Source organism: Anaerobacillus alkaliphilus (assembly GCF_004116265.1).
Taxonomy (GTDB): Bacteria; Bacillota; Bacilli; order Bacillales; family Anaerobacillaceae; genus Anaerobacillus; species Anaerobacillus alkaliphilus.
This window is the reverse complement of record NZ_QOUX01000046.1, coordinates 659,778-684,691: the sequence shown is the minus strand read 5'-3', so window position 1 is coordinate 684,691 and position 24,914 is coordinate 659,778. Positions and strand designations below refer to the sequence as shown.

23 protein-coding genes are annotated in these 24,914 nt (G+C 36.3%); 15 read left to right on the top strand and 8 right to left on the bottom strand.

Annotated elements, in window-relative coordinates; genetic code table 11:
- Positions 1–197 precede the first annotated feature (197 nt).
- The 8 genes from accC (at position 198) to DS745_RS18540 (ending at position 10,878) form a co-directional block, all read left to right on the top strand.
- The gene (gene accC / locus DS745_RS18575; protein WP_129079707.1) at positions 198–1,541 is read left to right on the top strand and encodes an acetyl-CoA carboxylase biotin carboxylase subunit; all 1,344 of its coding nucleotides are present in this window, start codon (positions 198–200) and stop codon (positions 1,539–1,541) included.
- Positions 1,542–1,573: 32 nt separating this feature from the next.
- The gene (locus DS745_RS18570; protein WP_129079706.1) at positions 1,574–2,206 is read left to right on the top strand and encodes a TetR/AcrR family transcriptional regulator; all 633 of its coding nucleotides are present in this window, start codon (positions 1,574–1,576) and stop codon (positions 2,204–2,206) included.
- Complete coding sequence (gene accB, locus DS745_RS18565; protein ID WP_129080098.1) at positions 2,199–2,702, top strand: acetyl-CoA carboxylase biotin carboxyl carrier protein; 504 nt, start codon at positions 2,199–2,201, stop codon at positions 2,700–2,702. Before DS745_RS18570 ends, accB begins: the two co-directional genes overlap by 8 nt.
- A 52-nt stretch (positions 2,703–2,754) precedes the next feature.
- The gene (locus DS745_RS18560; protein ID WP_129079705.1) at positions 2,755–4,311 is read left to right on the top strand and encodes an acyl-CoA carboxylase subunit beta; all 1,557 of its coding nucleotides are present in this window, start codon (positions 2,755–2,757) and stop codon (positions 4,309–4,311) included.
- Positions 4,312–4,379: 68 nt separating this feature from the next.
- The gene (locus DS745_RS18555) at positions 4,380–6,458 is read left to right on the top strand and encodes a methylmalonyl-CoA mutase family protein (RefSeq protein ID WP_129079704.1); all 2,079 of its coding nucleotides are present in this window, start codon (positions 4,380–4,382) and stop codon (positions 6,456–6,458) included.
- Complete coding sequence (gene scpA / locus DS745_RS18550; protein WP_129079703.1) at positions 6,451–8,601, top strand: methylmalonyl-CoA mutase; 2,151 nt, start codon at positions 6,451–6,453, stop codon at positions 8,599–8,601. The genes DS745_RS18555 and scpA overlap by 8 nt, the downstream gene beginning before the upstream one ends.
- A 72-nt stretch (positions 8,602–8,673) precedes the next feature.
- On the top strand, positions 8,674–9,690 hold the full coding sequence (gene meaB, locus DS745_RS18545; RefSeq protein WP_241657866.1) for a methylmalonyl Co-A mutase-associated GTPase MeaB: 1,017 nt from the start codon (positions 8,674–8,676) through the stop codon (positions 9,688–9,690).
- A gap of 126 nt (positions 9,691–9,816) precedes the next feature.
- Positions 9,817–10,878 (top strand): EAL domain-containing protein, encoded by a 1,062-nt coding sequence (locus tag DS745_RS18540; protein ID WP_161568312.1) that lies wholly within the window; start codon positions 9,817–9,819, stop codon positions 10,876–10,878.
- A gap of 122 nt (positions 10,879–11,000) precedes the next feature.
- On the opposite strand, the gene DS745_RS25210 is transcribed toward DS745_RS18540, so the two are convergent.
- Entirely contained in the window at positions 11,001–11,456 is a 456-nt protein-coding gene (locus DS745_RS25210) for a PCYCGC motif-containing (lipo)protein (RefSeq protein WP_421721832.1), read from the bottom strand.
- A gap of 220 nt (positions 11,457–11,676) precedes the next feature.
- Between DS745_RS25210 and DS745_RS18525 the strand changes: the two genes are divergently transcribed.
- Positions 11,677–12,579, top strand: a complete 903-nt coding sequence (locus DS745_RS18525; protein WP_129079699.1) for a phosphatase PAP2 family protein — start codon at positions 11,677–11,679, stop codon at positions 12,577–12,579.
- A gap of 233 nt (positions 12,580–12,812) precedes the next feature.
- Here DS745_RS18525 and DS745_RS18520 read toward each other — a convergent pair whose 3' ends face one another.
- Both DS745_RS18520 and DS745_RS18515 read right to left on the bottom strand, forming a co-directional pair.
- A complete protein-coding gene (locus DS745_RS18520) occupies positions 12,813–13,499 on the bottom strand; it encodes a cytochrome c biogenesis CcdA family protein (RefSeq protein ID WP_129079698.1) in 687 nt (228 codons plus the stop codon).
- Positions 13,500–13,501: 2 nt separating this feature from the next.
- Positions 13,502–14,017 (bottom strand): TlpA family protein disulfide reductase, encoded by a 516-nt coding sequence (locus tag DS745_RS18515; protein WP_129079697.1) that lies wholly within the window; start codon positions 14,015–14,017, stop codon positions 13,502–13,504.
- Between the two features lie 103 nt (positions 14,018–14,120).
- On the opposite strand from DS745_RS18515, the gene DS745_RS18510 reads away from it, so the two are divergent.
- A complete protein-coding gene (locus DS745_RS18510) occupies positions 14,121–14,546 on the top strand; it encodes a hypothetical protein (protein ID WP_129079696.1) in 426 nt (141 codons plus the stop codon).
- A gap of 141 nt (positions 14,547–14,687) precedes the next feature.
- A complete protein-coding gene (locus DS745_RS18505) occupies positions 14,688–15,944 on the top strand; it encodes a M48 family metallopeptidase (RefSeq protein ID WP_129079695.1) in 1,257 nt (418 codons plus the stop codon).
- 58 nt (positions 15,945–16,002) lie between these two features.
- On the opposite strand, the gene DS745_RS18500 is transcribed toward DS745_RS18505, so the two are convergent.
- Both DS745_RS18500 and DS745_RS18495 read right to left on the bottom strand, forming a co-directional pair.
- The gene (locus tag DS745_RS18500) at positions 16,003–16,911 is read right to left on the bottom strand and encodes a DMT family transporter (protein WP_129079694.1); all 909 of its coding nucleotides are present in this window, start codon (positions 16,909–16,911) and stop codon (positions 16,003–16,005) included.
- Between the two features lie 65 nt (positions 16,912–16,976).
- A complete protein-coding gene (locus tag DS745_RS18495) occupies positions 16,977–18,737 on the bottom strand; it encodes a B12-binding domain-containing radical SAM protein (RefSeq protein WP_129079693.1) in 1,761 nt (586 codons plus the stop codon).
- Between the two features lie 192 nt (positions 18,738–18,929).
- Here DS745_RS18495 and DS745_RS18490 point away from each other — a divergent pair, with 192 nt between their 5' ends.
- Positions 18,930–19,133 carry a hypothetical protein gene (locus DS745_RS18490; RefSeq protein ID WP_129079692.1) on the top strand — a complete coding sequence of 68 codons (204 nt, stop codon included), beginning with the start codon at positions 18,930–18,932 and terminating at the stop codon, positions 19,131–19,133.
- Positions 19,114–19,431, top strand: coding sequence for a YbjQ family protein (locus tag DS745_RS18485; RefSeq protein WP_129080096.1), 318 nt, complete (start codon positions 19,114–19,116; stop codon positions 19,429–19,431). The genes DS745_RS18490 and DS745_RS18485 overlap by 20 nt, the downstream gene beginning before the upstream one ends.
- A 60-nt stretch (positions 19,432–19,491) precedes the next feature.
- Here the strand turns inward: DS745_RS18485 and DS745_RS18480 are convergent, their stop codons facing one another.
- A complete protein-coding gene (locus tag DS745_RS18480; protein WP_161568310.1) occupies positions 19,492–20,061 on the bottom strand; it encodes a GNAT family N-acetyltransferase in 570 nt (189 codons plus the stop codon).
- 327 nt (positions 20,062–20,388) lie between these two features.
- Between DS745_RS18480 and DS745_RS18475 the strand changes: the two genes are divergently transcribed.
- A complete protein-coding gene (locus DS745_RS18475; protein ID WP_129079690.1) occupies positions 20,389–21,087 on the top strand; it encodes a mediator complex subunit 15 domain-containing protein in 699 nt (232 codons plus the stop codon).
- Positions 21,088–21,151: 64 nt separating this feature from the next.
- Here DS745_RS18475 and DS745_RS18470 read toward each other — a convergent pair whose 3' ends face one another.
- Entirely contained in the window at positions 21,152–22,324 is a 1,173-nt protein-coding gene (locus DS745_RS18470; RefSeq protein WP_129079689.1) for a KamA family radical SAM protein, read from the bottom strand.
- 282 nt (positions 22,325–22,606) lie between these two features.
- On the opposite strand from DS745_RS18470, the gene DS745_RS18465 reads away from it, so the two are divergent.
- A complete protein-coding gene (locus DS745_RS18465; protein ID WP_129080095.1) occupies positions 22,607–23,461 on the top strand; it encodes a MurR/RpiR family transcriptional regulator in 855 nt (284 codons plus the stop codon).
- Between the two features lie 59 nt (positions 23,462–23,520).
- Here DS745_RS18465 and DS745_RS18460 read toward each other — a convergent pair whose 3' ends face one another.
- Entirely contained in the window at positions 23,521–24,888 is a 1,368-nt protein-coding gene (locus tag DS745_RS18460) for an MATE family efflux transporter (protein WP_129079688.1), read from the bottom strand.
- Positions 24,889–24,914 lie beyond the last annotated feature (26 nt).

Genomic DNA, 24,914 nt, shown 5'->3' with positions numbered 1-24,914 from the left:
CTTGCTTACTTTGTATATCCGTATAAAAACATCCTGTCACTTGTGAAAGTGCGATCAAATAGGAAACTATTGACAAATCACTGCTATTTTCGTAAAATTCAGATAGACAGTAGACTGACTAGTCGGTCTACTTGTAGTACATAAAATTTGTGAGTCACTTTTCCGTTATACCAATTTGGTAAGATGAGGTGAAATGAATGTTTAAAAAAGTATTAATTGCTAATCGTGGTGAAATCGCAGTAAGGATTATTCGAGCATGTCAGGAACTTGGAATTTCAACAGTAGCTGTTTATTCTCAAGCAGACAAAGAGGCGCTCCATGTTCAATTAGCTGATGAAGCTTATTGTATCGGACCTTACCTATCGAAAGAAAGTTATTTAAAGCAAGTAAATCTGTTGAGTGTAGCAACAATTACTGGCGTTGATGCGATCCATCCTGGCTATGGTTTTTTAGCTGAGAACGCTGAATTTGCAGAGCTATGTGGAGAATCAAATATTACGTTTATTGGTCCTTCGCCAATGGCCATTCAGAAAATGGGTGCTAAGGCAGTTGCTAGAGACACGATGAAAGCAGCAGGAGTACCGATTGTTCCAGGTACTGACGGGATCATTAACGATGTAGAACAAGCACTTATTACTGCGCGTGAAATTGGGTTTCCAGTGATCATTAAAGCTACAGCAGGGGGCGGCGGTAAGGGGATGCGTGTTGCGCAAACTGAAGCCGAACTTCAAAAAGCAGTGACAATGGCCCAACAAGAAGCAGAAACGGCTTTTGGAAACGCAGGCGTGTACTTAGAGAAATATATTGAAGAACCTAGACACATAGAGATACAAGTGTTAGGAGACACATACGGCAACGTCATTCACCTAGGTGAGCGTGATTGTTCGATCCAAAGAAGACATCAAAAATTAATTGAAGAAGCTCCTTCGCCAGCTTTAGATGAAGAATTACGTTCAAAAATGGGTGAAGCAGCTTTAAAGGCAGCAAATGCTGTTCAATACACAGGTGCTGGCACAGTCGAATTTTTATTAGATAAACATAGAAATTTTTATTTTATGGAAATGAATACTAGAATTCAAGTAGAGCATCCAGTAACAGAAATGGTCACAGGTGTTGATTTGATAAAAGAGCAACTTTTGGTTGCAGCAGGTTATCCTCTATCAATCTCACAGGAGGATATCGTTATTAATGGTTGGTCAATTGAATGCCGAATTAACGCTGAAAATCCTGCGAAAAATTTTATGCCATCTCCAGGAAAAATTGAAACGTATCTACCACCAGGCGGGTTTGGTGTTCGAGTTGATAGTGCGGTGTACCAGGGGTATAGTATTCCACCATATTATGACTCAATGGTTGCGAAACTAATTGTTCACGGAAAAACTAGGGAAGAAGCTATTGCAAGAATGAAGCGGGCTTTAAATGAGTTTGTTATTGCTGGTGTAGATACGACAATACCGTTTCATATTGCTCTTCTTGAACATGAAGACTTTATCAACGGGAACTTTAATACGAAATTTCTAGAACTTAACAAAATTATGTAAGAGATAGGCCCAAAGGATGGAGGCGATGTTTTGTGAAGGATAAACCTACAAAGGAGAAAATAACAGAAGTAGCACTCCAACTTTTTGAGCAGAATGGTTATCATGCAGTTACTGTAGATAAAATTGTTACATTAAGTGGAACGAGTAAAGGGACTTTCTATCATTACTTTAAATCAAAAGATGAACTTCTTTATAGCGTGCACGATTATTTTATCACTTATGTTCTTGATAAAGCCACCGAAGCATATGAAAAATGGCAGACTCCTACTGAAAGGCTTAACGCCATTATTAAATCTTTTGTGATGATGTTTGATATGTATCGGCCGCACGTTACGGTGTTTTATCAAGAGAATCTATACTTGGCACCAGAGTATTTTTATGAGATTAAGAAAAAACGCGATCAGTATAAAGAGATGATGTTCAAAGTTGTTCAAGAAGGAATTGATATAGGAGAATTCAGGCGCGAACTACCTGTTCCTATAACATCCATGGCAATTTTCGGAATGATCAATTGGACGTATAAATGGTATAAAGAGGATGGGAAAAATTCGATTTCAGAGATTGCTAACATCTATGCAAATTTTGTTCTTCATTCGATCTTAACAAACGAAGCATTAAAAAAATATGAAAGTTTAACAACCTTAGGAGGAAAAAATGATGTATAAAATTAATGATTTAAGAGAATTGATCCGTGCTGTTGACCGCTCTAACATAGATGAGTTAATCGTAAAGGGCGAGAATAATGAAAAAGTTGTTATCCGTAAAAAAAGTGCGGTTACCCATACAATAACCGGACAAATGGAAGCGTTGCCACAAAGATATGAAGTGTCAAATACTCAGCCTAACCCTGCTACTCCAGTTGCACCAACACAAGAGGTAAAAGAAGTTGTTCCAGCTCCTTCAGCAGCACCAATTGAAGAAAATCTTCACAAAATCACATCACCAATGGTAGGGACATTTTATGCAGCACCGTCGCCTGAAGCAGCACCTTACGTAAAAAAGGGTGATCAAGTAAAAAATGACACAGTTGTCTGTATTGTTGAAGCAATGAAACTAATGAACGAGCTTGAAGCAGAAGTAAGTGGGGAAATAGTAGAAGTATTAGTAGAAAATGGCCAACTAGTCGAATACGGTCAACCACTTTTCCTTGTTAGAGTGTAACCTTTATGTAAGCTCTTGATCAATATTACTCTAGAGGAGGTCGACAAAACGAATGGATATGTTTGATAAAATAGAAGAAATGGAAGAACGGCGTTGGAAAGTTAAAAATGGTGGTGGTGAAGCTAGAATTGAAGCTCAGCACAATCGTGGGAAATTGACTGCGAGGGAACGAATTGATCTTCTAGTGGATGAAGACACCTTTGTTGAAATAAATCCTTTTATTGAAAATCGTGGTTTGGCACTTGCATCTGGGAGTTCAGAGGCCCCAGGTGAAGGAGTAGTTACTGGTTATGGAAAAATTGATGGTCGTTTAGTTTTTATCTTTTCACAAGACTTTACCGTTTTTGGTGGAGCGCTTGGTGAAATGCATGCCACAAAGATCGCAAAAATTATGGACTTTGCAGCTGAAAATGGAGCACCAATCATCGGATTAAATGACTCTGGTGGTGCCAGAATTCAAGAAGGTGTTCTTTCTTTAGATGGTTATGGACATATTTTTTATAGAAATTCAATTTATTCAGGAGTAATTCCACAGATTTCCGTCATTATGGGACCTTGTGCAGGTGGAGCGGTCTACTCGCCTGCGATTACAGATTTTGTTTTTATGGTAGAAAAGACGAGTCAGATGTTTATCACTGGACCAAAAGTAATTAAAAGCGTGACTGGGGCTGATATTGCAACGGAAGATTTAGGTGGAGCAAAAGTACATTCTTCATTAAGTGGAAATGCTCACTTCACAGCAGCTACTGAAGAAGAGGTTCTAAAAGAAGTACGGAAATTAATTAACTTTTTGCCACAAAACAATCAAGAAAAAACACCAACAAAGCCACCTATGATTGAAAAATCAAGAAATGAGCGCATTGATGAACTGATTGACTTAGTACCTATCGATGGAACGAAGGTGTATGACGTACGCAAAGTCATTATGGCGATCATTGACGATGAAAATTTTATGGAGGTTCAACCATCTTTTGCGAAAAATATTGTGGTCGGTTTTGCTAGGATTAATGGCGAGTCAGTGGGGATTGTAGCAAATCAACCAAAGTTTATGGCTGGCGGACTAGATATCGATTCCTCTGATAAGTGTTCAAGATTTATTCGCTTTTGTGATTGTTTTAATATCCCTATTATCACCTTTGAAGATGTGAGTGGGTTTATCCCAGGGATAAAACAGGAACATGGCGGAATTATACGCCATGGTGCCAAGATTTTATATGCTTATTCTGAAGCGACTGTACCGAAAATAACGGTTATTCTTAGAAAGGCCTTCGGTGGTGCTTATGTTGCTTTAAATAGTAAAGCAATCGGGGCTGATTTAGTGTTTGCATGGCCAAATGCTGAAGTAGCAGTGATGGGACCTGAAGGTGCAGCAAACATTATCTTTTCAAAGGAAATTTCAGAGAGTCCTAATCCTGAAGAAACTAGACAAGCAAAAATTCAGGAGTATCGCGAGAAATTTGCCAATCCATATGTTGCGGCTTCTAATGGGATGATTGATGATGTTATTGATCCACGTGATACAAGGAAGAGCCTAATTAATGCTCTTGAAATGTTAAAAAATAAAAAGAAGTCATTGCCGAAGAAAAAACACGGGAATATTCCATTGTAAAACTATGGAAGTCTAGAGTAATCAATACATCTCTACACTCAACACTTTAAAGGCAGGTGACTAATTAGATGTGTCCTAAAGAAAGTAAAGAAAATATTTTCCAATACATTTGTGATTATCCAATACCTACGTATGATGAGTGGAAGGTAGCTGTTGAAAAATCATTAAAAGGAGTTCCTTTTTCAAAACTATTAACAAGAACATACGAAGAGATAGTACTTGAACCAATGTACCAACAAAAAGATGTCGATCGTTTAGAATTTCTCTCAGCTCTACCGGGTCAATATCCGTTTGTCAGAGGCACAGGAATTGAAAACAATTGGCTGGTAGCTCAAGAAATGACCCACCCAGTACCTGAAAAACTAAACGAATGGTTAAAGGAAGATCTACAAAAAGGTGTTAATGCAATAAATCTAGTACTAAATAGTGACAGTAAGCAAGGGATGGTAAGCAAGACTTCTCGACGATCCGGTACCGCCATCTCTACTTTGTCTGATTTAGAAACAATTTTTAGTGATATAAAAGTTAATAGGTACCCCTTAGTCATACAATCTGGGGCAAATGCCAGCATCATAGGACTTATTGCGGCCTATTATGAAAAGCATAACTTACCATTAACCGATCTTAGAGGCTACATTGGGATGGACCCACTATCGATATTAGTTAGTGAAGGATCTTTACCAAATAGCATTGATCGTTATTTAGATCAAATGGCAGAAATTCTTAAGTGGAAGCTAGACAATAAATTAGATGTTAAGACAGTCTTTATTGATAGTAGTCCATACCATAATGGAGGAGCAAGCGCTGTTCAAGAGCTAGCCTTTATCATTGATACAGCTGTTTACTATATTCGGGGATTACAAGAACGAGGATTTTCAATTAATGAAATTGCTGGCTCATTCTGTTTCTCATTATCTATTGGCTCAAATCTATTTATGGAATTAGCGAAAATTCGTGCAGTGAGAATTCTTTGGGCAAACGTAATTGAAGCCTTCGGGGGAAATGAAGAAAGTCAAAAGCTTACAATTCACGCAAGAACCTCACAATGGACCAAAACCATTTATGATCCTTACGTGAATATGCTACGTGGAACTGTTGAAGCGTTCACCGCCGCTCTTGGGAGTGTCAATAGCTTACATGTTAGTCCCTTTGACGAAGCCTTTGCTTTACCAAATACTTTTTCTCGCAGAATTGCAAGGAATATTCAATTTATTATTCAAGAAGAAGCACATATATCCAAAACAATGGACCCAGCAGGTGGCTCTTGGTATGTAGAGCATTTAACTGAGGAAATAACAAATAAGAGCTGGGAGCTATTTCAACAAATAGAAGCCTTGGGTGGGATGTACAAGGCCTTAAATTTGGGAACTCCACAAAAACTTGTAAACGAAGTAGCAGCTAAGAAAAAGGCTGATATAGAAAAAAGGAAACTAGTCTTTGTTGGTGCAACTATGTATCCTAATAATCATGAATCATTTCCATTAGAGCATTATGAGGAAATGAAAAACGTTGTGGAGAAACAAAGTAAGCTCTCTAAACAGGAACAACCAGTAGATTTTTCGATTAAACCAGGGAATATCATGGTAGACGTTATTAAAGCCTGGAAGAACGGAGCATCACAAGAAACAATTATGAAAGACTTGGTGAAAGGAAGCACAACTTCAATAGAAAGAATTGAAGGCTTTCGAGCAACTGATGCTTTCGAGTTACTACGTTATGCAAGTGAAAAGAATAAGGCAACTGGTCAATCTGCGAGTGTTTTCTTAACAAGTATCGGGCCTTTGTCATCTCACAAACAACGATCTGATTTTATTACCAGCTTTTTTGAAACTGGTGGATTTGATGTCATAAAAAACAATGGTTTTACAGATGTTGAAGAGGCTATTAAACAGACAATAAGTACCGAAGCAACAATTGCAGTTCTATGTGGTAAAAATGAAGACTACCTTGATCAAGCGCTAGAAATCGTTGCAGCTGTTAAAGAGCAGCGACCTGATATGAAAATTTTTGTAGCTGGGAAACAGGAAGAGTTTCTAGAAAATCAGTTACTAGAGATAGGCCTTAATGGATTTATTCATATGGGAACGAATTGTTATCAATTATTAAAGCAACTACATGGAGAAGAGGAGGAAATGGTCAATGAGTAATCCAGATTTTACGAAACTAACGTTAAAAAAGGGTCCTACCGTTGAGCAACAAGCACCTTCGTTCTCCGATGAACATTCGTTTCGAACGTTAGAGCAAATAACTGTGAAACCTTTATACACAGGTGAAGATACAAAAGGGCTCGAACATCTTGACTATGTTTCAGGAATTGCGCCATATTTACGAGGACCTTATCCGGCAATGTATAAGACGAGACCGTGGACGGTAAGGCAGTATGCGGGTTTTTCTACGGCTGAAGAAAGTAATGCTTTTTATCGTCGTAATCTTGCTGCCGGACAAAAAGGACTTTCGATTGCTTTCGACTTAGCGACGCACAGAGGCTATGATTCAGACCATCCCCGCGTGATTGGTGATGTTGGGAAAGCCGGGGTTGCAGTAGATTCGATTTTAGATATGAAGATCTTATTTGATGGAATTCCTTTAGATAAAATGAGTGTCTCAATGACAATGAATGGTGCTGTATTACCAGTGCTGGCTTTTTATATTGTGGCTGCTGAAGAACAAGGAGTTAGCCAAGAGCAACTAACAGGAACGATTCAAAATGATATTTTGAAGGAATATATGGTACGAAATACGTATATTTATCCTCCTAAGCCATCAATGAAAGTAATTGCTGATATTTTTGAGTACACCTCTAAGCACATGCCGAAATTCAACAGTATTAGTATTTCCGGGTATCATATGCAAGAAGCCGGAGCAACTGCTGATATTGAACTAGGCTACACGTTAGCGGATGGCATTGAGTATATTCGAACAGGTATAGAAGCAGGGTTAGACGTCGATGCGTTTGCACCGCGATTATCATTTTTCTGGGCAATTGGTATGAACTATTTTATGGAAGTGGCCAAGATGCGTGCAGCTAGATTACTTTGGGCAAAGCTATTAAAACAATTTAACCCTAAAAACGAAAAATCACTAGCTTTGCGTACTCATTCTCAAACTTCTGGATGGAGCTTAACAGAGCAGGATCCTTTTAACAATGTTGCAAGAACATGTATTGAGGCATTAGCAGCTACGTTAGGCCATACTCAATCTTTACACACAAATGCTTTAGATGAGGCAATTGCTTTACCAACTGACTTCTCAGCAAGGATAGCTCGAAATACCCAGTTATTTTTGCAAGATGAAACAGGAATTTGTAATGTGTTAGATCCTTGGGGTGGCTCTTATTATGTAGAAACATTAACAAAAGAGTTGGCAGAAAAAGCCTGGGGTCACATTCAAGAGGTTGAGAAACTTGGAGGAATGGCAAAAGCAATTGAGACAGGGCTACCAAAAATGAGAATTGAAGAAGCCGCTGCGAGACGCCAAGCTCATATCGATTCGAAAAAAGAAACAATCATCGGTGTGAACAAATACCGGCTTGAACAAGAAGATCCTATCGAAATATTAAATATTGATAATTCGGCAGTTAGGGAAGCACAAATAAAACGACTCGAGTATTTAAGGAATAACCGTGATGAGCAGAAAGTTTCTGAAGCACTTCAAGCAATAACACGAGCCGCTGAGTCAGGTGATGGTAACCTATTAGCGCTTGCAATTGAAGCAGCTCGGGCTCGAGCAAGTTTAGGTGAAATATCTGATGCTTATGAGAAAGTTGTTGGGAGGCATAAAGCAGTGATTAGGTCGATTAGTGGAGTTTATCGTGCTGAGTTTGCCGAAGAAGAACAAATTAATAGCGTTAGACAGAAAGCCGATGAATTCTCTGAAAATGAAGGCAGAAGACCGAGGATTATGATTGCAAAACTTGGTCAAGATGGTCATGACCGAGGGGCAAAAGTAATTGCAACTGCGTTTGCTGATTTAGGCTTTGACGTAGACATTGGACCACTATTCCAAACGCCAGAAGAAGCAGCTATTCAGGCTGTCGAAAACGATGTTCATGTGATTGGCATGAGTTCGCTCGCTGCTGGTCATAAAACATTGCTTCCTGAGGTAGTGAAAGAATTAAAGAAGCTCGGGCGTGATGATATTTTAGTCATTATTGGTGGAGTAATTCCCCCACAGGATTATGACTATTTATTTGAACAAGGGGCAGCAGCCATTTTCGGACCTGGTACAGTTATTCCAGTTGCAGCTCTGAAAGTGTTAGAAAAAATTAACGAGCAACTTAATGAAGAATGAGGAATTCAGAATGTAGAATGTAGAATGTAGAATGTCTGAAAATCTACGTTCTACATTTGAAAGGAGATGGCTATGGACCGAAACGAGAAAGCTCCTAGACGAAAGAAACAATTAGATGTCAATGACTACGTAAATGGAGTTTTAGAAAATAATCGTGCTATTTTAGCCCAGACAATTACTCTTGTTGAAAGTAATGCTGAAAAGCACTTTGATCTCGCACAGGAAGTCATCACTAAATTGATACCTTATACTGGGAACTCTATCAGAATAGGTATCACTGGTGTTCCAGGGGCTGGAAAGAGTACATTAATTGAGGCATTTGGAACTTATTTGTGTAGTTTAGGACACAAGGTCGCCGTTCTAGCTGTTGATCCTAGTAGCCAAATATCGAAAGGAAGCATTCTAGGAGATAAAACTAGAATGGAACAGTTAGGAAGAAACAAACGAGCGTTTGTCAGGCCAACACCAGCTGGCGGTACTTTAGGTGGTGTCGCAAGGAAAAGTAGAGAAACAATGCTAGTCTGTGAAGCAGCTGGGTATGATGTCATCATCGTAGAAACAGTAGGTGTCGGTCAAAGTGAAACGACGGTTAGGTCAATGGTTGATTTATTCATTGTTTTAATGATTACTGGAGCTGGCGATGAGCTACAGGGAATGAAAAAAGGTGTCTTAGAATTAGCTGATGCTATTTTTATTAATAAAGCCGATGGTGATAACAAACTGAAAGCATTGGCTGCAAAAGAAGAATACAACCAGATCCTTCATTACATCCCACCAGCGACAAAGGGCTGGGAAACTAGAGCGTATACATGCTCTGCCATTACCGGAGAAGGGATAACTCAGCTTTGGGATCTTGTGGGAGACTATATTGCTCATACAAAAGAAACTAACGTGTACTTTGAGAGAAGAAAAGAGCAATTATTTTTATGGCTACAGGAAACATTGCAATCTCAACTATTACAACGATTTTATGAACACGCTAGTATAAAAGTAAATTTGCCAAAGTATAAACAAGAAATCGAAGAAGGGCAGATATCAGTTACCTTGGCAGCAAAAAAGCTGATAGAGCAATATGACCTTCTAAAATAAAATGGTGATATAGATAGTAACCAAACTATTTATGTCACTTTTTTTCTTTTTGTAAGCAAAAAGAATACAAGCAGGAAGCTAGATATGGTAGGATTTAATTAAACAATGCAACTAGGGGTTGAGACAATGGAAAGCTGTTCCAAATGTACAAAGGAGTTTTATATCCTTGATCAAGGTATAATTGAAATTCAATCAATAAATCAAGTTATTATGACATCTATTAAAGAACTTTTAACTAACATAGATATTTCGTATCATGGACAAGATTTTCATGTCCGTTTCCAGTATGAATCTATTGAACAGTTAATTTCAGTTTTAAAAGAAATTGACCATTCGTTTAATCAAGATACAAAAGGAAAGTTATATTGTATAACGAAACACATCCAAGCTAATGCTGAGCACTTTTCACCCAATACACCATTTCTTGAATTCTATCACAGAGCAAGTAATAGAGAATATTTAACGATCATTAACGAGCAACTTTTTACAAGTTTTCTACAACCAGTCGTTTCTTTGAAAAATTTAAACGTATATGGGTATGAGTTTTTATTAAGGCCATCAGGTGATATAAGCTTTAATCCTGGGGAATTATTTTCTTTCTCGAGGAAAGCTGGTTTGCAATCACTTTTAGATAGTCAGGCGAGAGTCTCTTCAATAAAAACTAGTGCACAACTTGTGGAAAACGGATTCAAAAGATTTATTAATTTCTTACCATCGTCGATCTATGACCCGAACCATTGCCTGAGAAGTACTTTTGCTGCGGTAGAAAAGTACGGTGTAGATGCAAATGATCTAATTTTTGAAGTAGTAGAGACGGAACGAATTGATGATATAAATCACCTGAAAAACATTTTTGATGTATACAAGAAACATGGAATAAAGGTAGCATTAGATGACTTAGGTTCTGGTTTTGCGACAATGGAAGTACTAAAGCAATTACAACCTAATTACGCAAAGCTCGATCGTTCAATTATTGATTATTGTGATCAAAACAAGGAGAAGCAAGAAACAATTGCAAAGATTGTTCAGATTGCCAATGAATATAATATTATCCTTCTTGCTGAGGGGGTAGAAAGAAAAGAGGAAGCTGAATTCTGTAAAACTATCGGGATCCCACTAGCACAAGGGTACTATTTTGCACCACCTTCATCTAAGCCGATAAGTTCCTTAACGAGTAGTGCTTTGTAAAATCTAGACGCAATCCCACTGATTCGTCCTCCGGTATATCTAGACATCTAAAGGTTTTCAAAAAAAAGGCTTTCCCTATAATTTATTGTAGGAGAGCCTTCTTTAACTATTTAAATTCAGTTTTAATGACCATGTGGATGAGGTGTAGGAGTTGGTTCAGCAAATTTGGAATAACTCTCGTCAATATAGTTTCTAATATCTACTAAAGATACTCCTTGTTCATGTAGTTTTTGCACATCCAGTGCAATTTCAATACAGATACCTCAGCCAGCGCCGTGATCATCATAAACTACTAAATCATCAGTACTTTCAGTGTTAGAGATAAAGCAATCTTTCACGTTATTATGATTAAAAGGATCAATATAACAATTACAATAACACGGAATATGTTCTAATATCCCTTCTTCAGCATCTACAGCATATTGATAGGCTGCCATAGCACCGGGATGTTTTGCATTATAAACGTAATCAGGAAAATTATAAGAATTTGCTTCTTCTGTTGAACTATTACACCCAGTTAATGCTAGAAGCAGAACTACAAACATGAAGAAGAACATCTTATTCAGTCTAATACCCATTTAACTCACCCTCTCTTCTTTGTCTTTCTCTATGCTTTTATTATACAATGTTTCGTTCGTTAAAAAAGTAGCAGTTATTACAAATTCATGATATCCACATAATTAACGTAAATTGTGGTAATTTGTGAGAAAATATGTTTTATAGAAATGCTAGATTTCATTTTTATTATAATGATAGTAAGCTAGATTTAGCTTGAAAAAAGATATAAGGGGGTACATAATGAGTCAATTAGAAATATTGCAATGGTTTACACAATTACAAAATCCATTTTTGACTGAAATTGCAAGAGTTTTAACATTCTTAGGGAATGAAGAGTTTTATTTTTTGATTTTACCGCTTGTGTATTGGTGTTTTTCTAAGACAACCGGTTTTAGGCTATTTTACATTTTTATTTTATCAATGTACGTAAACTCATTTTTAAAAATTCACTATGCAATCACTAGACCAATTGGAGCAGAAGGGGTAAACAATCTTTTTGTGAGTTCAGCTGAAGTAGGAAGTCATTATCCACATGATTCGTTTCCGAGCGGTCATGCTCAAGGATCTGCAACCTTATGGGGTTATCTCGCTTATTCTAGTCGATCCACAAAGATAATGGTTAGTGCGGCAGTTCTAATTTGTCTTATTTCTGTTTCTAGACTTTATACGGGCCTTCATTGGCCAACTGACATACTTGTTGGCGTTGGGCTAGGTCTTGTTATTATTACGATTGCCGTTTTCTTAGATAAGTATGTAACGAATTTATCTCTAACTGTAAAATGGGTTCTAGCAATTATTGTACCTTTATTATTGTTATTTATTTTCCCAGAGGAAGAGGGCTTTAAATTTTCCGGTATCCTTTTAGGCGCTGGAGTTGGTTACTTATTAGAAGGAAAGCTTGTGAATATGAAAATAAGCAAAAGTATTGGGAGAAAAATTCTAGCTTTTGTGGTGGGGATTGCAGGGATGTTTGCCATCCAAGTTGGGGTAAAAGAGATTTTTCCTGAGGAATTCATCTTTGACTTCATTCGCTATGGCTTAATTGGTTTATGGGGCCTTTTGTTAGCTCCAATTGTCTTCATATCACTTAGAATTTATGAAAAGGACAATAAAAAAGATATCTATCCACCAATACAGGGATAAGAAAAAGCATCGGGGATTGACTCCCGATGCTTTTTTATAAGGCTCTTTTCGTAAATATCGTTGCTTTTTTACCCTAAAATAATTGGAAACATACACTAGATGAAGATATCAGCAATAAATTAAGTCAGAAAAGAGCAATGCTTACTAAATTAGTTGTGAATAATTAGTATTTTGTGTAAAAATCCAGTTTTTGGGATTTTTACGAAAGTAATAAACTTTGCGAAAACAGCCTTTTATAATGTAGGAGTAATATAGGCCATATTACCAGTAATCAGTAAAACCCCTAAAATCACCAAAAGCACACCGCTAATAAATGAAATAGTGCGGATATGTTTTTTTAGATTGTTTAGGAATTGGAAGCCAAGTGTACTAATTATTCCGATTACTAAAAACGGTAATCCTAAACCTAACCCATATACAAACAACAGACGTCCACCACGCCACATTGTCTCTGAGTCGGCAGCCATGATTAAGATGGAACTTAGCATAGGTCCAATACAAGGGGTCCAACCAAACCCGAAGGCTAACCCCATCAGAGCGACACTCCATAGACTATTCTTCTTTTTAAATAGAAAATCTAAACGGAACTCTCTATTTAGTAGCTGAAATTTCAATAGGCCAAGTAAATGTAATCCAAATAAGATAACGATAAACCCAAATAACTTAGAGAAGTTCTCTGAATAGCTTAATGCAACTGAACCTAATGAAGAGGCAGTCATCCCAAGTAAAATTAAGGGAATGATCAAACCAAGGATAAACATGCTAATTCGTAAAATAATCCTTGAACGATGATGACGACTATCTTTAAGTTTAGTAATGGAAAGCCCAGTTATAACTGCTAAATAACTTGGAATAAGTGGTAAGATGCAAGCCGATGTAAAGGATAGGATTCCTGCAGTAAAAGCTAGAATATAATCCATAGCTATTCTCCTTTATGGAACTTATGATAAACATCCTCATAGCGTTGAAGAAGCTCAGTTGCATCTAAAATAATAAAAGGATAAGAACCTAGATTATTTCCTTCTTCATCAAAGAATACATAAGTGGGTGAAACATTCGCACCGTAGTGATTTGCGATACTTCTGTCTAAATCTAGTCCATATAAGTGTGTTGCTTTGTACTCATTTTCAAACTTTTCTTGGATTTCTTTTCTCTTGCCATGGAAAATGATTGTAATTACTTCAAATTCATCCTGTTCTCTAGCAAAATCCTGAATAAAAGGCATAGAAAAGGAACAGCACTCACATGGCACGATAACAAACTGTAAAATAGTTTTCTTTTTCCCGATGTAATCGTTTAATAAGATTGGTTCTTCACCATGAAATCGTTCTACAGTTATTATATCCGGGTTTTTATCAACAGCAAAAAAGCCATATAGAGTATATCCAATCCCTCCTAAAATAAATAAAACAAGAACAATGGATATTTTGTTAACCATTTGATAGTCTCCTTTACTATGGTAGTTTAAGTGTTAAAATAGAGTTGAAAAAAGAGATGCATCTTTCTATACAGTCATCATACTAAAAAAAGGGGAAATTATTTTGAGAAAGTTTAACTTATTTATGACATTTTTTATTATGGTAATGGTAGTAACCGGCTGTTCCACTAGTAATCCTCCGGCTGAAGTACAAGTCACGTTTCTAGATGATGGACAAACTATATCAACCAATGATTTTCATACATATACTGTTCAAATAAAGAATAAAGACGGACTAGCTCTAGATGTTGAAAGTGTTTATATGTTTATGAATATGAAAATGATGAACCACCCAATTGAAGGAACTATGAATAAGGTTGACACGGGCTTATATGAGATAGACTTACCGCTAGCTATGAGCGGTGACTGGTATGTTGATGTGAGCGTTACCTATAAGGGTGAGACTATCGTGTATGAAGATTTTTCAATAACAGCAGAAGGACCAAAGCAAATGGAATGGATGAAAGGGTTCAATAAAGATCATAAATAATAACAATGGTCCACACTTTAGAGAATTAGATCTAGAAAAATTAAGTTCTATTTCCTCATTATTGGTCTAAACTTATATAGGAAGACTTTGTCCATAAAATTATTCCGTTTTATGGACTTTTATTTTGGGAGGGAAGAGGTTATGAAGAAATTTTTTTTAGGAGTTTTGATTATATATGCTGTTTATGCAGTTTTGATTAGTTCCTATTTAGTCTTAGTTGAAACTCCTTTGCCGGCACAATACATAGGTACTGAAGCAGATCCGCAAATGTTTATGAGTGAAGAACAATTAGTTTTATCTTCTGAACTATCTAAGTGGAGAAATGTCATTTACTTCATTCATACCCCATTTGAATGGATGATTTATTTATTCGTCTTACTCTTTGGACTCAGTCAACTTTTTGCTCGTTGGTCCGAGAAGGTTGTGAAATATCATCTTTTTCAAACGGGTTTATATGTTATTTTATTATCTTGCGTTAGCTTTATCTTATCGTATCCATTTAAATATCTTTCCTACTCAATTAGTAAGCAGTATGGGATTTCCATTCAAACATTTCATAGCTGGATGAAAGATCAATTTATTAGTTTTTGGGTCGGAGCCATATTATTAATTATCGTGGTCCATGTGATTTGGTTTCTAATTAATAAAAGTCCGAAAAGATGGTGGTTTTATACATGGTTACTTTCTATACCGTTTACATTATTTCTAATGTTTCTTCAGCCGGTTGTGATTGACCCTTTATATAATGATTTTTACCCAATTCAAGATAAGGAGCTAGAAATAGCAGTATTACAAATGGCTGAACAAGCGGATATACCTGCTGATAGGGTGTACGAAGTGAAAATGTCCGATAAAACAAATGCTTTAAATGCATATGTAAATGGCATAGGAAAAAATCTTAGGATTGTCTTATGGGATACAACTCTCGAGAGGTTAACACAGGATGAAGTATTATTTATTATGGCTCATGAAATGGGACACTATGATCTTCATCATTTAAGACAGTTACTACTAGGTACGATTGCTCTTTCCTTCATTGGATTATTCATTGTAGGGAAACTCTATCATGTAACGATCCGGAAGTACGGAAATAAAATGAATCTAAAGCATCATGATCTTGCAGCGATACCAATAATACTATTAATTCTATCTTTGTTAAGCTTTGCAGCAAGTCCAATGTCAAATATGGTCTCAAGGGCCTATGAATACCAGGCGGATCGTTATGCAATCGAACTGACCAATGATATTGAATCGGCAGTTTCGACGTTTCAACGGTTATCCTCAGAAGGTTTATCTGATGTTAATCCACCAGCAATCGTGAAATTCTTTCGCTATACACATCCACCTATGGTTGAGAGAATTACGCAGTTACGAAAGTATTATGAAGAAATCAACTGAATGACGCAAGTAAAAAGGTACCATCTAGGGAGAGTACTGCAAAGTTTGCAGTACTCTCCTAGGCATGGTACCTTTTTGCTTCAATACTAATTGGTAGCTTTTGTTTTTCTTGAACAAAAAAGACTGCTGCTAAAATGCAAAGAATTCCAATAAATTGCCAACTTGTTAAAAAGTCACCAAACATGAAAATGCCTATGCAAGCTGCAACAACAGGTTCAATTGTTGCGGTGATTGAGGCTCTGCTAGTTTCCACTTTTTCTAGCCCTTTGGTATAAAGTAAGTAAGCTAAAACTGTTGGAAAAAGTCCTAAACTAAAGCCATAACCCCAGATTGGCATTGTTGAAGCTATATTTTCGACTTTCCATAGACCGCTCGTTGGTAGTAAAGCAATCGTTGCAAAAATAAATGTGTAGGTTGTAACTGTTTGGGAGTCATATTTTGCTAATGCATATTTACCAAAAATGCTATAAAGCGCATAACCAAGTCCTGAACCTAAACCAACTAAAATCCCAAATAAACTAAGTTGTGTTTGTTCTAAAGGAAATAGTCCGATGACAAGGACACATCCAAATAATGTGAGAAGTAAAGCTAATAATTTACGATTTGTGAGCCATTCCTTAAATAAAAATCTTGATAGGATTGTTACAAATGCAGGCCCGGTATAGAGTAAGACTGCAGCTACTGAAAGAGATACTTCTTGAATAGCCGTAAAAAAGCACCAGTTAAAAAAAACAATCGAAAAAATTCCTGTCCCAATAAAATATTTAAAATCACGCTTTTCAATTTTTAATAAAGATGGATTTTTAATGAGTAACGCTAATAGTAAGATGATGGCAGCGAATGTAACTCTGACAGTAACTACCTGTATCGGTGTTAATCCATACTCATATAGTTTCTGTACGAATATCCCGATTGTCCCCCAAAGAGCAGCACCAATGATGATAAAGAGATATGCTATTTTTTCCATAATTCACCTCTAGATAACTTTATCACAAATCACAAAAAAAAAGAACAGGTCTATAATGACCTGTTCTAAACAACTAAAACGCGATTAATATTTCTTAAAACAAACGGACGACTTATATGCTCTTTCGGATCAAAGTAAGAAATTAATAGAGAAGGTTCATTTATTACTTCATTTGTTGCTAAATAACGGTCTAGGTCAAATGGGATAACCTCAATCATTGTATGCTTAAAAAGATCTTTAATAGAGAATTGCAATGCTAGGAATTCTTCAGGCATTACTTGTTGATTTTCAATAGCATATTCAAACAACTTTGTTTGCTGTTCTTTCGTTAATGTGAAGTCCCACCACGTTTTACGCGGTTTATGCTTATGATGTAAGAAGAAGTCGTAAATCATCAATCCTTTAACAACTTCAAGGTTAACAACTGTTCTAGTTTGTAGAAAGGCCAATAGCCGGATATATAAATCTTCCAATTGGTGACCAATTTTGCCCCAGCCTTGCTCGTCCCAAAAATCGCCGAATTCTTGGAAAAAGTCGAATGCAGTTTCAAATTCGTTTTCAATCAAATACTCAATTGTATTGTCCATTCGATGAGCATTCCAATATTTTTCTAGTATATCCTCCACGCGTTTAATTCTAATAATTTCAGAAAAGGATAAGATATCATTTTTCAAGATTTCATATGGTGAGTGGTCCATGTAAACATACCCATATTTTTCAGCTTGGTTTCGTAACCCTGTTCCACGAAGCATTTTTAAGAACCCTAACTGCAGTTCTTCTGGCCTCATTTCAAATACATCGTTAAACGTTTTCTTAAAAGAGTTATAATCTTCTTCAGGAAGACCAGCAATTAGGTCTAAATGTTGGTCAATTTTTCCACCTTCTTTTACCATTCGAACAGTTCTTGAAAGCTTTTCAAAATTTTGTTTCCGTTCTACTAGGATGTTAGTAGCGTCATTTGTTGATTGGACACCAATCTCGAAACGGAAAATACCAGGAGGTGCATGAGTATTTAAGAAATCAAGCACTTCAGGTCTCATAATATCAGCGGTTATCTCAAACTGAAAGACACAGCCTTGATGATTATCAATTAAGAATTGAAAAATTTCGAGAGCGTAATTTCTTCTAATATTAAAAGTCCGGTCAATAAATTTAATTAATTTTGCTCCGCTTTCAATGAGATAAAGTAAATCAGCTTTGACTCTTTCAATATCGTAATAACGAACTCCCACTTCTACAGAAGATAAGCAGAATGAACAACTAAAGGGACAACCACGACTTGTTTCAAAGTAGACAATTCGTTTACTTAAATCTTCTTTGTCTTCTTGAAACCTATATGGTGTTGGGATCGTATTTAATTTTATATTGGGTCTTTGAGGATTAACGATAATTTCGTCACCCTTTCGGTACCCGGCACCAAAGACAAGATGGTATTTACCTGAACCAGTCATTTCATCTAGTAAATGTTTAAAAGTTTCTTCACCTTCTTTAAACACAATAAAATCAACTTCGGGTACACGTTGTAACCAATCGGAAACATCAAACGATACCTCAGGACCACCAAAGATAATTTTTATCTCTGGCTTTACCTTTTTTAACATCTTTACTACTTCAATCGTTTCTTCAATGTTCCAAATGTAACAACTAAACCCAATAACATCTACGTTTCTGCTATATAGGTCTGTAACAATATTTAATGTTGGATCTTTGATCGTATATTCTTTTATTTCAACATCATAATCTGCTTCTGTATAGGCTTTAAGCAGTCGAAGTGAAAGGGCAGTGTGGATATATTTTGCATTTAAGGTAGTTAATAGTATTTTCAAAGATAAATCCCTCAATTCCAGTATAGTAAGACTATCGTATTTTAACATAAAAAACATATATATTAATACATTATCATCATAACCATGAATGGAAGGTGTTAACAGTCAAAGAAAAAACAAAAAAAATAGAAGGGTTTCAAGTATCTAAATGGAAATACTACTATGAGTAAAATTATGGAGTTGGAATTCATAATGAAAATTTTAAAATCAATCTTGTTAGTTTTATCTGTTTTGTTCCAACTAGCTGCTATCGTATATTTCTTTATCGACGTAGTCACTGCATTATACTTAATAGCTTTTAATGTTTTATGTTTCATCCTAGTAATTGTATTAATAGTCGTGGAAAGAATAAAAGAAAAAAGAGAGGAAGATGATGATGATTATCGCAACTACTGAGAGTATTCCAGGAAAAGAGGTTATTGCTTATAAGGGGTTTGTAAAAGGTAGTACTATCCAAGCAAAGCATATTGGTAGTGACCTGTTAGCCGGCTTAAAAAATATTGTTGGTGGAGAAATCAAAGAATACTCTGATATGATGGATAAAGCAAGAAAGGTTGCCATAAGTAGAATGGTAAAAGATGCTGAAGGAATGGGAGCAAATGCAATTGTCGCTATGCGCTTGCAAACATCAAGTGTAATGAATGGAGCTGCTGAGATTGTTGCCTATGGAACAGCGGTAGTGGTTAAAGAATAAAATAGTAACAGTAAAATCCCTTGTTCAAAAAATGGTCAAGGGATTTTTACATAGTTAAAATTAAAAGTACATAGACCTATCCAATAGTTTACCCATGAGGACGATGTCATCATAACTTCCATCGAAGGTTTTCACTTGGTTTCTTTGCCGTCCTTCTTCAATAAAACCAACTGATTTGTATAATGCAATGGCATGATTGTTAGAAGCTAATACTTCTAGGCAAAGCTTCTCTAACAGAGGATGAAATTCGGCCCAATGAATTAGAGTTGTAAGAAGTGCTTTACCAATCCCGTTTCCACGCCAATTTTTATTGACAATCATTCCTACTGTTCCATGATGAGCATATTTTTGAAACATCCCTCGTTGAAATGTTAGCAAGCCAATTATGTTCTGATTGTGCTCAGCAACAATTATTAAGTTAGAAGGGTCCTCATTATAAAAAAATATAAATTCTCTTTGCTGTTCTTCGGTAACTGTAAATTCTTCAACGGTAGTGATTAACGTATCATTTTCTTTTATTACATCATAACTTAATTTTACAATGGCACCTGCGTCCCTTGGGCTACCTGTACGAAGAATTACTCTATTTCCGTTTCGCGTAATAAACTCATGAGGTATTATTGCACCCATAACAACCACTCTTTTCATATCAACATACTGCAATATATGTTAGGTCCTAAAAAAGTGCTACCCATAAGTATAAATAAGAGAGAAACAAAATAAAATGAACTGCTTTCGTTCATAAGATCTTTGCTTATTGCATAACATTTGATATCTTCACGATTGAAGAAGCAATGTCTTAATTGTGCTAGCTTATGTTGAGGAGGTTATTTAGGAAGTATGGGTAATAAGCCTAAATTCAACGAATTAGCTAAGTTTTAGCACAAGACATTCAACTAATTCATAAGATTGATAGTGTCAACTAGTACCTAGTTCAAAACGGGAAGGGGTAAAAGAATGTCTTGCGGATGTAACAGCAGTAAACCAACACCAGGCATGATGTCACAATATATGGGGATGCAACAACAAGATATGATGCCACAACATATGGGGATGCAACAACAAGATATGATGCCACAACATATGGGAATGCCACAACCAGGGATGATGCCACAACATATGGGAATGCAACAACCAGGGATGATGCCACAGCACATGGGAATGCAACAACCAGGTATGATGCCACAGCATATGGGAATGCAACAACCAGGTATGATGCCACAGCACATGGGAATGCAACAACCAGGTATGATGCCACAGCATATGGGAATGCAACAACCAGGTATGATGCCACAGCATATGGGAATGCAACAACCAGGTATGATGCCACAGCATATGGGAATGCAACAACCAGGTATGATGCCACAGCACATGGGAATGCAACAACCATGGATGATGCCACAGCATATGGGAGAGCAACAACCAGGTATGATGCCACAGCATATGGGAATGCAACAACCAGGTATGATGCCACAGCACATGGGAATGCAACAACCAGGGATGATGCCACAGCATATGGGAGAGCAACAACCAGGTATGATGCCACAGCATATGGGAGATTTAGTGCCTGAAAATACAAGAATGACTGACTTTGACGATGATTTAGAAGAAATACAAATTAATTGGAACAATAATAACAGCAAAAATATGTACTAAACATAAGGTTTTAAAAAGCGGAACACTCAAATGCAATTAGCAACTGAGTGTTCCGCTTTCTCTGTTATTGCTCTATAAGTTCTTTCTCTTTATCTTGTATATAGTCGTTTGCAGAGACAACTTTATCAGTTTTCTTTTCAGGTTGCTTCCAATGTTTCTCGCTACCAGGTAGATCATCAAACCATGCAGCATCTTTAGGACAATCTAGCACCATGAACTTTCCATATTCTTTATCACGAGATTGATGATACTTTAAGTAGGCTTTGCCATCTTCAATAGCCAATATTTCAATTTTACCAGAAGTATGACTCATTGATAAACGAACTCGTTTACCTAAGCCAGAGGTCTGTGCTTTTGCTTGTTCAACAATATGATAGGCTTCTTCAAGAGTAAGAACAAAATCGTTGTTACCCGCTACCGGTCTATTAATAAAGAAGTAATAAGGTGTGACACCTGCCCAACTTAAACGATCCAAGAGTTCTGATAATATAACGGGGTCATCGTTAATGCCTTTAAGTACAGGAGTTTGATTGACAACAATTGCCCCAGCATCATGGAGGGCTTGAAACCCTTTTATAGCTTCTGGTGTAATTTCTCTAGGGTGGTTAATGTGAGCCATGACATAAATACGTTTTTCTGGCGTGGAGTATTTTTTAATTAATTCTAGAAGGGATTTGTCCTCATAAATGCGCATTGGATTAAACACAGGCATTTTTGAGCCAAGGCGAATAATCTTCACGTGATCAATCGCACGGAGCCGTTCAATAATTTGTTCTAGTTTTTTTGTAGCTAGGATTAAAGAGTCACCACCGGTAAGCAATACATTATTTATCTCTGGAGTCTTGGCGATATATTCAATACCTGGATTAACATCGCTCATTGCTTCTTTGATATCGTTACGGAACAATCGTTTCCTAAAGCAGTACCGACAATATGCACCACATACTTCAGAAACAATCAGTAAAGCAGTTGTTCCATATTTGTGCTGGCAACCAGGTACAACATAATTCGTTGCTTCATCGGAAGCATCCCAGCGTCCATATTCTGCAAGCTCTCCTTCGTTTGGTATAACTAGCTTGCGGATGGGATCGTTCGGATCATTCCAATCAATTAAACTTAAATAATAGTCATTGACACGAAAAACATATTTATCGGTAATTTTTTTTAGTGTTTCTCTTTCTGCAGCTGGAATACCTTCAATCTTGTCAATATTAGTAACATATTTAGGCATTGCCATATCATCAGCTCCTTTTCTACTAATCTATAATTAATTATAGCAAAAATGACCAAAAAAGGTCAAAAATGGAGTTATTCTTTTAAATATAAAAATAAATGAAGGGAATTCTTCGTTTTACTAGATCTTTCGTGAAATTAATCATTCTTATAATGTAATTGATGAAATAATTCTTTCATAAATAGATTTTGCTTGTTTAATAGTGTAAGATGATTTAAAGAATATTTTGCCAATAAGGTGAGGTTTGGTCGGAGAACTATATAAAAAGCGGGGCAGTGATTGGTGATGTATACAAGTGATGTCTATCGGAGAATTATTGACAATCGAGAACAAATGAGTAAATCACATAAAAAAATTGCTAACTACCTAATTGAACATTCAGATAAAGTGGCATTTTTAACTGCATCAAAGCTTGCTAAACTTGTTGGGGTTGGTGAAGCAACGGTTATAAGGTTTGCTGTATTTTTAAACTATGAAGGGTATCCTGACTTTCAACGTCATTTACAAGAAGCTATTCAACGAAAGTGGACTGCTGCGGATGTGTTTGCGAGCACTACAGATATAGAAGAAAAAAATGAAAATGTTGTTAGAGAAATCTTGAATGATGATATACAAAATCTAAAAGTGACATTAAAACAAATTGATATAGAAGTGTTTGAAAAGGCTGTAGAGGATATTCGAAATGCCAAACGTATTTACATTATTGCGTATCGGAGTGCTGCTAGTTTAGGGTTATTTTTAGAATTTTACTTAGATCTTGTTCTACAAAATACAGAATTAATTCGTCAAGCCGATGGTGTTTCTGAACACTTGTTAGACATTAAAAGTGAGGATCTAGTGATTGGTTTTGGATTTTCAAGATATACAAAAAGGACGGTTGATGTCTTAAAGTTTGTAAAACAAAGAAACGCCAAAACGGTTGTGATTACTGACCATTTACTTTCTCCACTAGTCCCATATGCTGACCGAGCCTTAGTTGCATCTACTACAATAAATTCTTTTATTGACTCGCTATCTGCTCCATTTAGTATTGTTAACGCTTTAATTACGGCAGTTACAAGAGCTGAGCAAGTAAAAGTGGAAAAACGACTTCAAGATTTAGAAGGGTTATGGGAAAACTTTAACGTGTTTCATGAATAGTATTTAGTAAAAAGCACCCTCATTTTTGAGAGTGCCTTTTGGTATATCATTGATAACTTTTAGGAAGCCTCAGATTTAGTTGAGACAAATGACATCTCTACCCATTTTCTTGATTTCCATCTTCTTAACATCAACAACCCTCTTAGCCATTCGTCAACGATAAATGCGATCCAAACCCCTATTAGCCCTAATCCAAAAACTACGCCTAGAATATAAGATAAAGTAACTGCCACACCCCACATGGACAAAATGCCTACATAGACAGGGTACTTCACGTCACCAGCAGCCCTAAGACAATTAATTACTACTAGGTTAAAAGCTCTTCCAGGTTCAAGTATAATTGTTAGTAAAATTAGTGTGAAACCTAAACTAATAATATCAGGATTATCAGTAAATATACCTAAAAAGGGTCTACTAAATATACTAAAAAGAACGCCCATTCCTAAGGAAACAAAAATTGCTATTTTTAAACTTTTTAAGCAACGGTGGTAAGCTTCCTCTAACTTTTCAGCTCCTACATAGTGGCCAATTAAGATTTGAGTACCTTGACCAATAGCAATTGAAAATAACAAAATAAACATCATAATATTTTGTGTATAAACCTTAGTTGTCAAAGCGATTGTTCCCATTGAAGCAATAAAATAAGTAATAGCTATTTGTGATGTGTTATACGATAAATGCTCGCCAGCTGACGGAATGCCAATTTTTAATAGTTTCTTAAGTTCAACTTTAGGAAAGGCTTTAAAAAGAAATGAGTATGGCAACTGTCCTTTGATCCGGTAACGCAAGACTGCGAACATCGCTATTAGACCAATACAACGGCTAATAGTCGTCGATATCGCTACCCCTGTAACCCCCAAGACTGGAAGTCCAAAAGGACCAAAGATAAATAAGTAGTTACCAATTACGTTAATAAAATTCATACCGATTGTTACATACATGGCATCTTTCGTGAACCCATGACTACGAATAATTGCAGCGACAGTCATAATTAACGCTTGGATAAAAGCAAACCCACCGACAATACGCAAGTATATTAACGAATTATCCATTAATTCGGCTGGTATATTCATTGCTTTTAGAATAGAAGGAGCAAAAATAAACAGGATAAAACTTAATAGTACACCAAAAATTAGATTTGCTATGATAGAAACGACAGCTATCTTATTTGCATCTTGTTCTTGTTTTGCACCGATGTATTGAGCAATTAAGATACTAGTTCCAGTCGCAATAAAACCAAACATAACAATTATGACATTAATTAGCTGATTGGATACTCCAACAGAAGCAACGGCATTGTCATCATACTGACTAAGCATCAGAGTATCTGCATTACCCATTAGCATGTGTAAAAAGATTTCAATAAAAATAGGCCATGTTAGCGCAAATAAAGTTAACTTAGCAGCTTTTTTTGATTTAACAGTCATAGTATTCCTCACTTTATTTACCGAAA